Origin of the sequence: Rheinheimera sp. UJ63 (assembly GCF_021568285.1) — a bacterium.
GTDB classification, from domain to species: Bacteria; Pseudomonadota; Gammaproteobacteria; order Enterobacterales; family Alteromonadaceae; genus Alishewanella; species Alishewanella maricola.
On sequence record NZ_JAKGTQ010000003.1, the window covers coordinates 41235 to 53412 of the forward strand.

The following is a 12178-nucleotide window of genomic DNA, read 5'->3' on the forward strand; positions in this document are numbered from 1 at the left end:
TGCTAAATAGGAGCGAAGCGGTATGCAGATAGACACTCAGATCACTAAACTGAGTCGACTGCCCTACACTGCCGGTGCAGAATTAGCCCAGTGTAGCTATACAGGATTAAAAGCACTGATCATTGATGGTGATGAAGACGATTTTGATGCCATAGCAGAACGGCATCAGCAGACGATTACGCTGCGTTGTAGTTTGTGGGAGGCCAAACGGCTGAGCGATGACGACACCCAAGCGAACCCATCGTTACAAGCCATTGTCGCCAGCTTGCCGCAAGTTAAGGTTAGTGGCGTCGTACAGCAGATCCTTAGTGATGAGCAGCTGTTACTGCGTCTTGCAGATAGCGCTGAACCTTTGCCGGTTTGGCTCAGCGATACGCAGCAGCTGTGCGTTGGTCAACCCCTCAATTGCTATGGTGAACTGCACGCCAGTGTGCTGGCTTATCGTTAACAGCTGCGCTCAGTGGCTAACACCAGCATCACACTAAAACGAGCCCGTCTGCCACAAAAAAACCGGTTAGGCTTAAGTACGTTATCTTAAGTTAAAACCGGTTTTTTTACGCTAGCTCAGTGGCGAAATGAGGCCGTGCTAACTGCTAAACAAGCTTTGATGCAGTTGCTTGACGACAGCGGGGCCATCCTGATCTTGGATTAAGAAACACAGATTATGCTTTGAAGCGCCGTGACAAATCAGCCGCATATTAATACGCTCAAGCGCATGGAATAACGCGCCCGCTACCCCTTTACTGCTATGTAAATGGTTACCAATCACCGCCACTAAACTTAAACCTTGCTCAACGGTGACTTCACAAAAGGTTTTAAGCTCATCTAACGCGGGTTCAACGCTATTAGAAAAAGCACTGGTCATGCCGCCTTCATCCAGCGTTAGCGCCACACTGATCTCGGATGTTGTGACCAAATCGACCGAGATCTGATGACGGCTAAGTGTATCAAACACCCGTGTTAAAAAACCCGCGGCATGCAACATGGCAGGACTTTTTACTGTGATCAAGGTTTGTGATTTACGCAAAGCGATAGCACGATAAGGTGGCCGCTCTTGCACGGTCTTCGCAATCCAAGTTCCACCGGCAGCCGGTTCACGGCTTGAACCGACAAACACCGCGATATTTTGCCGCATTGCCGGCAACAAGGTGGCAGGATGTAACACTTTAGCACCGAAAGTGGCCATTTCTGCCGCTTCGTCAAAACTGATTTCGCGGATACAACGCGCATCACTGGTTAAACGCGGATCGGTGGTGAAGATACCCACAACGTCGGTCCATATTTGTACCGTTGCCGCTTGGATCGCTTCAGCTAATAAGGCGGCACTGTAATCGGAACCGCCACGGCCTAAGGTTGTGGTTTGTTCAAAATCATCTGCGCCAATAAAGCCTTGGGTAACAACACGATAATCGGCTAACAACGGTGTTAAATGCACTTGAGCAAGCTCAGCGATCATTGCTAATTGCGGCTCAGCTTTGCCAAAGCGACTGTCGGTACGCATAACTCGGCGAATATCAAAACACAGCGAAGCCGCACCACGCTCAACTAATACTTGTGCAAACAGCACAGAACTTAAACGCTCACCAAAGGATTGGATCAGATCTTTATGTGCGCTGCTGTATACTGCACCGCCATTTTCAATCATCGCTCTAAGTTCAGCCAACAACAACTCAATAGGCTCGGCTACGACTTGCGGTTGCTGTAAGCGATTCAACACATTTAAAGTAATGCGCTCAATGCCAGCAAAGGCATCGTGACGGGAAGTGACATCAGTAGTTTTGGTAATATCCACTAACAAGTTGGTTACGCCTGAGCTTGCGCTAACCACTACCACACGGATATTGTCATCTGCCAGAATGATATCGGCACAACGAGACATAGCATCGAAGTCAGCGACACTGGTGCCACCAAATTTGGCAATAATAAATTTAGACACTGGGGTCTCTCCTTAACAAATTAGATAAGCAGAGCATGGCATTTGCTAGCAGGCAAAACGAGAATAGAAACAGACCGTTGCTGAAAGTAACAAAGGCCAGAAGCTCTCCACCGATTACAGGTGACAGTCCTAAGGATTCAGCCTTAGCGACCGAGTAAGTAATGTCTATCTCGTTACTCACTCTCGGCGCTAAACCCCCTCAACTATGCTACGAGTGATAGTGCTCTGACATAGAATACCTGGCTAGCGCGCCTCTTCTGGTCTATCGAATACGATTGACGGCGCTGACTTTACCAAGATTTCTGCAGACTTGCAATAGCCTTTTAGCCATCTAGATGTAAGAATGCAATGATTTTCTTGAACCGTCAAGCGCCAATGAAAAATTAATAATGTGTTTGAATATGTTTTAACCGTTCTAGAAAACGTTCCATGGTTTTTTCTTCAGCGGCATCGGCATGCCATTTATTATGAAAACCCAAGGTGAGTTGCACTTGCCCATCGGTAAAGTAGACTTCATAACCATCAAAACCTTGGCTTACGGTTATGCCTTCTAATTCAAAGCCCGCCCCCTGCTCAGTGTTCACGGCTTGACCTGATTTTTCAATTTTACTGTACAAATTCAGTAAGAACTTGCCATCAATTTCGTTTTGCATAATGACTCCAGTTTGTTCGGTTTGAACCAGTTACGCTTTATCGGTATAGTTCGATTGTCTTAAAAGGAGAAAAATAATGAAAATAGCCTTTGTTGCTGCCAGTTTACTCAGCATCTTTGCAGCTCACGCCAACATTGTCCAACCCGCACCGCTCGTTTCTATTGCCACGCATGATAGTTTTTTTAATCAATTAAAAGCACTGTGTGGAAAAGCCTTTGCCGGCAAAACCGTCGTTGATACACCCGCTGCACCGGGTTTTGATGGTGCATTAATTATGCACGTACGCCGCTGCACCGATACGGAATTACAAATACCGTTTCATGTCGGAGACAATCATTCGCGTACTTGGATTATCACTAAAACCGGTTCAGGACTCTCTTTAAAACACGATCACCGCCATAAAGATGGTTCGCATGACGAGCAAACCATGTATGGGGGTCATACTGTTGATGCCGGTTGGCCGAACGTGCAGTCGTTTCCTGCCGATCAATACTCTAAAGAGTTATTTGCCGCCAATGGCTCTGCACAATCCATTGGGAATACCTGGCAAATGTATGTCTATCCAGAACAATTTACTTATCGGCTAGTGCGCGAAGGCCGCGAATTTCGGGTCGACTTTGATTTGACTCAACCGGTGTCTTTACCGCCTGTACCTTGGGGTTATGCCGATTAACCGCCCTAATTTCGCGACGGCAGCACTAGGCAAGTGTGTCGTCGACTCATACACTAAGAATATAGCCTAACACATCCAAGGAAGTTCTAATGAAAGATACTGTTAAACCTGCTATCTGGTTAAGTTTAGCCTCTGCACTATTCCTCAGTGCTTGCGATAAATCTGCCGAAGCCCCTAGTAATGCGGCGGCTACGGCAACCACCGAAGCCCCTGCGTTGGTCGATACCGACTTTAACCCTAAACTCGCTGAATACATCAAAACCCTGTCTTCAGATGAATTTCAAGGGCGCGCTCCGGCCACTAAAGGCGAAGAGCTTACCGTTGCTTACATTGAAGATAATTTTCGCCGTATCGGTTTAAAAGGCATTGATGGCGACAGCTATAAACAACCGGTATCGTTGGTGCAAATTGATCCGAAAAATGTCACGGCAATGACACTTACGGGCGGTGGCGATGCGGTGCCTGATAGCCTAGCCTATCGCGATGACATGATTGCTTGGACCACCCAAGTTGTTGAAAAAGTGAATGTCGCAGAAAGCGAAATGGTGTTTGTCGGCTACGGTATTGTTGCACCAGAATATAATTGGAACGACTACGAAGGCTTAGATGTTAAAGGCAAAACCGTCGTGATGTTTGTTAACGACCCCGGTTATGCGACTCAAGATCCTGAATTGTTTAACGGTAATGCCATGACTTATTACGGTCGTTGGACTTACAAATATGAAGAAGCGGCGCGTCAAGGCGCGGCAATGGTCCTGATCATTCACGAAACCGCACCTGCTAGCTATGGTTGGGGCGTGGTTGCGCATGGCTCGCCGATTAAATTTGATTTAATCAAAGAAAACAAAAACAGTGATCGTGCACAAGTGGAAGGTTGGATCACCGCAGAAACCGCTGAAAAGCTGTTTAGCAATATTGATCAAAATATTGAAAGCATGCGTGCACAGGCTTTATCAGGTGATTTCAAACCGGTGCCATTAAATGTGAAAGCGTCGGTTTCCATCGATAACAACTTACGCGAGCTTAACTCAAGTAATGTGGTCGGTTACATTGAAGGTAGCAAATACCCCGATGAATACGTACTTTACATGGCGCATTGGGACCACCTTGGCATGGACTTCTCCAACCCAACCAATAAAGTCTTCAATGGTGCGCAAGATAATGCCAGCGGCACCGGTGCTGTTATTGCCTTAGCGGAATACTTTAAACAACACGCCCAGCCAGAGCGCTCGGTGGTATTTGTGTTAGTGACGGCGGAAGAGCGTGGCTTACTTGGCTCTGCTTGGTATGCTGCAAATCCAGTATTCCCATTAGAGAAAACAGTTGCAGCCATCAATATGGATGTGATGAACGTTTATGGCCCAATGAAAGACATGGTCGTTGTTGGACTGGGTAACACCGACTTAGAAGAAATATTGGTAAAACACACCAAAGCACAAAATCGATATGCCGTAAAAGAGCCGAATCCAGAAGCCGGTATCGCTTACCGTTCAGACCATTTTAGTTTGTCGAAAAAAGGGGTACCAATCCTGTATGCCAAAGGCGGTAATGACCACTATCAAAACGGCTCAGAATGGGGTGCGGCTCAACGTGCAGAATACAACAGCTGTTGTTATCACAAAGTAGGTGATGAATGGGACGACAGTTGGGACTTACGTGGTGCGCAGCAAGATCTGTTCTTGTACTATCGCGTCGGTAACGAGTTAGCAAATAGTCGACTGTGGCCAAACTGGTATCAAGGTAACGAGTTCCGCGCTATTCGTGATGCTTCAGCGGCACAACGCCAAGAATAATTTTTCTTAATTTAATCAGTTACATTAAAAAGCAGCTTCGGCTGCTTTTTTTATCGCTATAAATTCAGAATCAATTCAGTTAGGCTAAAGCACACTCACCTTTGGCGGTAAACTAACGAGGAGCCTGCATGCGTCGATTGCTAAAAATCTTAGCTATGCTGCTGTTAGCATTACCGGTGTTACTGTTTATCGCTTGGTTGTACCTGCATACTCAATTAAAAATGGCCGGGATCAGTAGCTGGTCGCTGCAACTGGCACACCTTTCTTGGCATCAAGCCAACATAAACCAATTAGATCTCGTTTATGAAAACGACCACTATCGTAGCGAAGTGAGCTTTCACGACTTACAACTGCGCTGGTCATGGCCGGCCTTTTTTCGAATTCAAGCACATAGCATCCAACTGGCCAGTGCTACCATCACTGTGCAGCAAACCGGCGAGCACGTGGCAGACACCGCCGCTCGCCTCCCTGTGGTGCTATCAGCCGATTGGCGCTTACCTACATGGTTGCCAAAGCTGATTAAACTAGACCAAATCGATTTATTGCTGCCCTGTGCCAGCGGCCAATGTGCCTTGCAAGCTAGTCTACTGGCCAGTGCGGATGAACAGCAAGCTTGGCAAGCCAATTTATCGTTCAGAAGCCCACAGTATCAGCAAACCGTCAAAACTGATTGGCAATTGCAGCAAGGTCCTGATGCACTGGCTGTTCAAGCGACCTTGATCCTAGATCAGCAACTGGCGTTAAGTTTTAAACAACAGCTTGCTGTCGATCGTGCTGCCAGTACCGAGTTAGCCTTAGCCATTTCGCCGCCCTCACCGGCCTTATTAGCTTGGCTTAACGAGTGGGATCTGCAGATACCTGATGAATGGCGCGAGCAATTTACCCAACCAGTACAATTACATCTTGTCGCCCGTTGGCAATTACCCGAGCTATGGCCTGAGGCAAGGCTAGCAACCAACGCCTTACCCTTGGCCAATGCCGAGTTAGATATTATTGCCAGAGCCCCCGATGCATTTATTATTCCCAATGTCGGCTGGTTAAAAGGAGAATTAAAGGCACAGCTCCAGATTGCCGATCAGCAAGTGGCGCAGTGGCAATTAGCCGCTGATCTGGCATTAAGTCATTATCCTGATTTTGGCCTGAAAGCTTATTTGGCGGATCCGCTGGCGCCGCTGCTGATTAAAATTGATAGTCAAAGCGCCAGCAGCCCATCATTATCGCAACTGCCGCTAAAACTTCAACTTAGTTCGGCCAGCCCAGTACAAAGCAGCTTTAATGCACAAGCGATGTTAAGTTTAACGCCAGAGCTAGCCATCACGCTCAATCAAGCTGAACTCACGCTAAAAACCAAGCAACTGCACGTCAAAGCGCACCAATTGAAACTGCAAGATGTGACATTGCAAAGCCGTTTTCACGGCGCTTGGCAGGCCAAATATTGGCAATTACAGCTAGCCGATAACACCAGCTTAGCGGCAAAAGTGACGCATCCCAGCGCTAAAGGTCAAGTGAAACTAGCCGTTAATGCCACCACAATTAGCCAAGCAGCAGAGGCCGATGTCACGCTGAGCAGTCAACTGCAACTGGTGGTACAACAACTGCAACACACTCAATTGTTCACACAAAACTGGCAATGGCAAGGCAACGTCAGTGGCTCCCTCACAAAGCTTGACGCTGACGGGGTGTTAAGCAATGACAGTGGCTTAACCGTAAAACAACAAACCGCATGGCAAGCCCCTGCGCAACTGCAAATGGATTGGCAACTCGAGGACTTGTTTTTACTGGCAGGCAACCCATTAGCCACAAGCTTCCATGCTTGGCCAAGTTTACTTAGTTTAAATCGTGGTCGTATTAACGCCCATGGCCAGCTTAGCTATCAGCAACAACTTGCTGCCACTGCACAGGTGAATTTTCGAGAATTAACAGGCCTTTATGATCGTACCCTGTTTACTGGCTTAACCTCTGAGTTTTTAGTGAATTTACAAGCCCAGCAATTCACAATAGCGGTACCACAATTACAGCTGGCGCAGCTTAACCATGGCTTACAGATGGGCCCATTACAGCTGAAGGCGCAGTATCAAGCGACCCTAGCAGAACCTATTTTAGGTAATTTACAACTGTTAGACGCTCGACTAGGCTTTATGCAAGGTGAGTTGTCTGTTGAACCTCAATTAATGGTGCTAAAACAGCCAAGCCAGCAACTGGTATTAATAATCAACCAACTTGATTTAGCAGAGCTGGTGCGTCAGCACCCCACTACAGAATTAAAAGCCAATGGTAAACTAAGCGGACGTATTCCATTAACTATCAACAACAAACAATTTAGTGTGCAACAAGGTCAATTAGCCGCAGAAGCGCCAGGCGGCACTTTGCAGTATCGCAGTGCCGCCAGTGCTGCCTCAGCGAAGAGTGGCGGTATGAAAATCGTCTTTGATGCACTGGAAAACTTTCAATTTAGTGTACTGAACTCTGAACTTAATTATGCAACCGATGGCAAACTGACGCTGGCGCTACAGCTAAAAGGCGCCAATCCGGCTTTACAACAAGGCCGAGCGATTAATTTAAATATTAACTTAGAGGAAGATTTACCGGCCATGCTCGCGAGCTTGCAGTTAGCCAACAAACTGAACGATACCTTGACCAAACGAGTCCAACAATATATTCAACGACAACAAGCTGCGAAAGCCGCTGCAGGAGAAAAACGATGAAACGACATGCGCTGCTAGGGCTAGGCTTAGTTTTCGCCCTTGCTGCTTGCACCCCAAAGGTGGAAGTCGCACTAGCCAATGAGCCTATTAACATTAACCTTAATGTAAAAATCCAACATGAGATCTATATTAAAGTAGATAAGCAACTCGACGATTTATTCAGTGATGCCAGCGGGTTATTCTAAGGAGAACACCATGACTTTTTTATCACGTTTTACCGCTTTTAGCTCACTTAAACTGTTAGTACTGAGTGTATTAATGGCAGTCAGTTTGCCAATTATGGCCATGACATTACAACAAGCAATGGCCGCTTTACCCAACGCCAAAACACAAGGTTTAGTTGGTGAACAACTGAATGGTTATCTTGGGGTGATCAACGCCAATAGTGAAGCCGACACCATCGCTAAACTGATTAATGATGCACGCCGTGCCGAATATACGCGCCTAGCAAAAGACAACAATATCGCCGTTGCAGATGTTGAAGCCTTAGCAGGTCAAAAGGCCATCGAACGCACGCAACGTGGCCACTTTATTTTACTTGAAGGAAAATGGGTACAAAAACGCTGATTTTTACAGCAAAAACAGCAACTTTACCGATAACAGGAACCAACAATTAGACTTTAGTCGCATACTTGAACATCAGGCCTTACTGTATTATTTAAGGTTGATTCTAACACCCACTAAGAGGTTATAGCATGAATGCTATTTATTTGATGGTAATGGGCCTAGCCGCCATGGCGCTAGGTTACTTTGTTTACTCAAAGTTTATTTGCGAAAAAATCTTCAAGGTAGATCCAAATTTCCGTACGCCCGCTCATGAAATGCAGGACGGTATCGATTATGTGCCAACCAACAAGTATATCTTATGGGGGCATCACTTTACCTCAGTAGCGGGAGCAGCCCCCATCATCGGGCCTGCCATTGCGGTGATCTGGGGTTGGGTACCGGCTTTTTTATGGGTTGTCTTTGGTACTATTTTCTTTGCGGGTGTGCACGATGCAGGCGCAATTTGGGCCAGTAGCCGTAACAAAGCGAAATCTATCGGTGCCTTAACAGGTGATATCGTCGGTAATCGCGCCCGCAGTATCTTTATGATCGTTATTTTCTTGGTATTGCTGATGGTTAACGCGGTATTTGCCGTGGTTATTGCCGGTCAGTTAATTAACTTCCCAAGCGCCACCGTGCCCGTCTGGGGCGCCATTGTGGTTGCCTTAATTATCGGTCAGTTAATTTATCGCAAGCTGATTGGCTTGTTAATGGTGACCATTATTGGTGTCGTCGCGCTCTATGCGATGATTTATGCCGGCCCAATGTTCCCGCTGTCGTTACCAGAAACCGTTATGGGTTTATCTGATCGCCAAGGCTGGATTGTCTTACTGTTTGTTTACGCAGCTATCGCCTCATTATTACCGGTATGGGCCTTATTGCAACCACGTGATTACATTAACGGCATCCAATTATTTATCGGTTTAGGTTTATTATACGCGGCCGTTATTTTTGCCAGCCCAGATATTGTTGCTCCGGCCTTTAATCATGATGTACCGGAAGGCACACCTTCGCTGATCCCATTGTTGTTCGTTACTATCGCCTGTGGTGCTATCTCCGGTTTCCATGGTTTAGTTGCTAGCGGTACAACTTCTAAACAGCTTGATAAAGAACCCGATGTACGTTTTGTCGGTTACTTCGGCGCCATTGGTGAAGGTTCATTAGCTTTAGCAGCCATTATTGCTGCCACTGCCGGTTTTGCTACCCTTGCTGATTGGCAGGCAATTTATCATAGCTTTGGCCAAGGTGGCGTTAGCGCCTTTATCCGCGGCGGTGCCAATATCTTGGAAAATGGTATTGGTTTAGACGCGGTTTTATCTCAAACCTTGTTAACGGTAATGGTAGTTTTGTTTGCAGGTACCACGATGGATACCGGCTTACGCTTACAACGTTACATTTTCCAAGAATGGGGCAGTATTTATAATATTAGTTGGATGCAAAAAGCTGCACCCGCCACGCTTTTAGCGGTAGGTTCTTGTTTACTGCTGGCCTTTGGTGCCGGTGGTGATGGTTCAGGCGGCATGATGATTTGGCCATTGTTTGGTACCACTAACCAACTATTAGCAGGTTTAACCTTGCTAGTGATCACGGTTATGTTAGTAAAACTGGGCCGTCCAATGTGGTACACGCTGGCACCATTAATCTTCTTATTAACAATGACCACTCTAGGTCTGTTAATTCAACTCAAAAGCTTTTATGACAAGCAAGATTGGTTCTTATTCACTCTAGACTTGGTTATCTTAATCGCAGCAATCTTAGTGATCCTTGAATCTGTGGGTACGCTTACCCGACAAATCAAAGCCAATAAGCTTGCCAACGATAAAGTATGAAGCTCGATACCATTAAGGCCTGGTTTCGCCAGGCCAGTTTTTATGCTGAAGAGGCTTATAATGCCCCCTACCGCTCGGCTATTGCCCGAGCGCAACGGGAGCAAAATGACCTCTTCATGCTGCTGATTTTTTCTGAAATGATGGGTGTCCCCAACCCTGCCAGTTATTACACCTTAGAATTGCAGCCACTGTTAATGGAGCGATTTCATGATTGGCATACCCGCATGGGTATGGAGCACTCACCTCTGGATAATTTCAAATGTTGTTAACCGACAAAAAAGTACTGCTAATTGGTGGCAAAGGCGGAGTCGGTAAAACGACCATGTCGTCCGCCTTAGCGGTATTAGCCAGCCAACGCGGTAAAAAAGTGTTATTGGTTTCCACCGATCCGGCGCATAGCTTGGCCGATGCCTTTGGTCGTGAAAAAATTGGCGACAAGATCACTCGTTTAGCTGCAAATTTGGATGCATTAGAACTCGATCCAGATGAGGAAGTGAATCAGCACCTGGCCAGAGTGAGCGCGCAATTGAAGCGTTTTACCCGTCCTGAAATGTACGCTGAAATTGAACGGCAAATGCGTTTAACAAGGCAATCACCTGGGGCACAAGAAGCGGCCATGCTGGAACGGATTGCGCATACGATTGAACTGGGTTTAACCGATTATGATTTAGTCATATTCGATACGGCACCAACAGGCCATACTTTGCGCTTACTCAGCTTGCCTGAAGCCATGGCCGCGTGGACGCAAGGCTTACTCAGTGCCAATAAACGCTCGGAAAAACTCGGTGAAGTGCTCGGACATCTGACCCCTAAAGGCGGCCGTGATATTGATAATCCGCTGGTTGATCCCGCCGAGCTGGCGACATCAGGCATGGATGAGCGCAATAAGGCCATCACCGAAACCCTATTAACTCGGCAACGTTTATTGCAACGCACCCGTGAGTTATTGCTTGATAAAAAGCGCACCGCTTTACTCTTTGTATTAACGCCCGAGAAGTTGCCTATCTTAGAAACAGGTCGTGCGGTACAAAGTTTACAGCAAGAAAAATTACCGTTAGCCGGTTTAATCGTTAATCGTATTTTACCTGCTGAAGCGGATGGCGCTTTTTTAGCGAAAAGACGCACCCAAGAACAAAGCCATTTACAACAAATTGAACAGGATTTTAGCCAGCTACCGCGCTATAAGATCCCGTTACAAGCTACTGATATTCAAGGCTTAGCCGCTTTAGAATTAATGGCTAACTTGTTAAACAACGCTGGGCTTTAAGGCCCAGTTTTTTTTCGTCTGCACAAATCTGCCCTTCAGCAAGACCTCGTGTCGGTAGTGCAAAGATTACGAAACACTTGCAAAAATACAGCGCTTAAAAAAAGAATTTAAAAAATGAACCATTTATTTCTTGCACATTTAATAATCATTGATTAGTATAAATTCATTGACAGGCAAGTCATCCGAAAGGATGAACACGCAAAGCTACGGATCTAACGGGTTCTTCCCTATGATAGCCGGGCTGCCATTAATTAACCCATGTTAATTAATGATCACGCTTCCCGCATGATTTGCCTTTCACTAAATTAACTAACTTTACAGTGATCGCCAACGGCACACGCAGGAGCACACCATGACTAAGACCATCATTACACTTGCCGCTTTAGTTGCTACATCAGCATTTATCAGTACTCCTGTTGCCGCTGACGAACAGTTAGCACAATCAATCTGCTCTTACGTCGCTGCAGATAACCGCAACCAATTACGTAAAACCTTATCTGATAATCGCTTACGTTTAAGCAATGTGTACGAAGGTATCGTATGTGACGGCTTACCCATGGTCCGTTTTGCAATCAAAAACAACGCGAATGACACCGCTGAATTTATCATCAAGCAATTACCAAGCAGCATCGTTGCCTCTTCAGGTGACATTAACTGGGCTAAAGGTAATGGCTTTGCTGACTCACCTGTTGTTGAAGTTTTAGTTGCTCGCGCAGGTGGCTAACCGCTAAACATATACACTCCCTCTCCTTTTAGCCAGTCAATTTGACTGGCTT

The 12178-nt window shown here is 46.3% G+C and carries 12 protein-coding genes and 2 riboswitches; of the genes, 10 read left to right on the forward strand and 2 right to left on the reverse strand.

Annotated elements, in window-relative coordinates:
- Positions 1-22: 22 nt before the first annotated feature.
- Positions 23-448 (forward strand): hypothetical protein, encoded by a 426-nt coding sequence (locus tag L1N97_RS10385; protein WP_236129743.1) that lies wholly within the window; start codon positions 23-25, stop codon positions 446-448.
- Between the two features lie 138 nt (positions 449-586).
- Here L1N97_RS10385 and lysC read toward each other — a convergent pair whose 3' ends face one another.
- Positions 587-1936 carry a lysine-sensitive aspartokinase 3 gene (gene lysC / locus L1N97_RS10390; RefSeq protein WP_236129744.1) on the reverse strand — a complete coding sequence of 450 codons (1350 nt, stop codon included), beginning with the start codon at positions 1934-1936 and terminating at the stop codon, positions 587-589.
- Positions 1937-2028: 92 nt separating this feature from the next.
- Positions 2029-2201, reverse strand: a riboswitch (Lysine riboswitch).
- Between the two features lie 118 nt (positions 2202-2319).
- Positions 2320-2589 (reverse strand): DUF3081 family protein, encoded by a 270-nt coding sequence (locus L1N97_RS10395; protein ID WP_229585945.1) that lies wholly within the window; start codon positions 2587-2589, stop codon positions 2320-2322.
- Positions 2590-2665: 76 nt separating this feature from the next.
- On the opposite strand from L1N97_RS10395, the gene L1N97_RS10400 reads away from it, so the two are divergent.
- The 9 genes from L1N97_RS10400 to L1N97_RS10440 all read left to right on the forward strand — a co-directional run bounded on the left by L1N97_RS10400 (position 2666) and on the right by L1N97_RS10440 (position 12126).
- Positions 2666-3262, forward strand: a complete 597-nt coding sequence (locus tag L1N97_RS10400) for a hypothetical protein (RefSeq protein ID WP_236129745.1) — start codon at positions 2666-2668, stop codon at positions 3260-3262.
- Positions 3263-3351: 89 nt separating this feature from the next.
- Entirely contained in the window at positions 3352-5055 is a 1704-nt protein-coding gene (locus L1N97_RS10405; RefSeq protein ID WP_236129746.1) for a M28 family metallopeptidase, read from the forward strand.
- 128 nt (positions 5056-5183) lie between these two features.
- Positions 5184-7760, forward strand: coding sequence for a YdbH domain-containing protein (locus tag L1N97_RS10410; RefSeq protein WP_236129747.1), 2577 nt, complete (start codon positions 5184-5186; stop codon positions 7758-7760).
- On the forward strand, positions 7757-7945 hold the full coding sequence (locus L1N97_RS10415) for a YnbE family lipoprotein (RefSeq protein WP_226751535.1): 189 nt from the start codon (positions 7757-7759) through the stop codon (positions 7943-7945). Before L1N97_RS10410 ends, L1N97_RS10415 begins: the two co-directional genes overlap by 4 nt.
- A 10-nt stretch (positions 7946-7955) precedes the next feature.
- Entirely contained in the window at positions 7956-8327 is a 372-nt protein-coding gene (locus tag L1N97_RS10420; protein WP_226751534.1) for a YdbL family protein, read from the forward strand.
- Between the two features lie 128 nt (positions 8328-8455).
- Positions 8456-10135 (forward strand): carbon starvation CstA family protein, encoded by a 1680-nt coding sequence (locus tag L1N97_RS10425; RefSeq protein WP_229585940.1) that lies wholly within the window; start codon positions 8456-8458, stop codon positions 10133-10135.
- On the forward strand, positions 10132-10404 hold the full coding sequence (locus L1N97_RS10430) for a cory-CC-star protein (RefSeq protein WP_229585939.1): 273 nt from the start codon (positions 10132-10134) through the stop codon (positions 10402-10404). Before L1N97_RS10425 ends, L1N97_RS10430 begins: the two co-directional genes overlap by 4 nt.
- Positions 10395-11402 (forward strand): ArsA family ATPase, encoded by a 1008-nt coding sequence (locus L1N97_RS10435; RefSeq protein ID WP_236129748.1) that lies wholly within the window; start codon positions 10395-10397, stop codon positions 11400-11402. Before L1N97_RS10430 ends, L1N97_RS10435 begins: the two co-directional genes overlap by 10 nt.
- 162 nt (positions 11403-11564) lie before the next feature.
- A riboswitch (cyclic di-GMP riboswitch) is annotated at positions 11565-11651 on the forward strand.
- 103 nt (positions 11652-11754) lie between these two features.
- Positions 11755-12126: a DUF3718 domain-containing protein gene (locus L1N97_RS10440; RefSeq protein WP_236129749.1), complete on the forward strand. Its 372-nt coding sequence runs from the start codon at positions 11755-11757 to the stop codon at positions 12124-12126.
- Positions 12127-12178: the final 52 nt, after the last annotated feature.

What these genes read in the sequence shown, in the direction of transcription:
- L1N97_RS10385 (WP_236129743.1), top strand. Translation starts at nt 23, where the DNA reads ATGCAGATAGACACTCAGATCACTAAACTGAGTCGACTGCCCTACACT.
- L1N97_RS10395 (WP_229585945.1), bottom strand. Translation starts at nt 2,589, where the DNA reads ATGCAAAACGAAATTGATGGCAAGTTCTTACTGAATTTGTACAGTAAA.
- L1N97_RS10400 (WP_236129745.1), top strand. Translation starts at nt 2,666, where the DNA reads ATGAAAATAGCCTTTGTTGCTGCCAGTTTACTCAGCATCTTTGCAGCT.
- L1N97_RS10405 (WP_236129746.1), top strand. Translation starts at nt 3,352, where the DNA reads ATGAAAGATACTGTTAAACCTGCTATCTGGTTAAGTTTAGCCTCTGCA.
- L1N97_RS10410 (WP_236129747.1), top strand. Translation starts at nt 5,184, where the DNA reads ATGCGTCGATTGCTAAAAATCTTAGCTATGCTGCTGTTAGCATTACCG.
- L1N97_RS10415 (WP_226751535.1), top strand. Translation starts at nt 7,757, where the DNA reads ATGAAACGACATGCGCTGCTAGGGCTAGGCTTAGTTTTCGCCCTTGCT.
- L1N97_RS10420 (WP_226751534.1), top strand. Translation starts at nt 7,956, where the DNA reads ATGACTTTTTTATCACGTTTTACCGCTTTTAGCTCACTTAAACTGTTA.
- L1N97_RS10425 (WP_229585940.1), top strand. Translation starts at nt 8,456, where the DNA reads ATGAATGCTATTTATTTGATGGTAATGGGCCTAGCCGCCATGGCGCTA.
- L1N97_RS10430 (WP_229585939.1), top strand. Translation starts at nt 10,132, where the DNA reads ATGAAGCTCGATACCATTAAGGCCTGGTTTCGCCAGGCCAGTTTTTAT.
- L1N97_RS10435 (WP_236129748.1), top strand. Translation starts at nt 10,395, where the DNA reads ATGTTGTTAACCGACAAAAAAGTACTGCTAATTGGTGGCAAAGGCGGA.
- L1N97_RS10440 (WP_236129749.1), top strand. Translation starts at nt 11,755, where the DNA reads ATGACTAAGACCATCATTACACTTGCCGCTTTAGTTGCTACATCAGCA.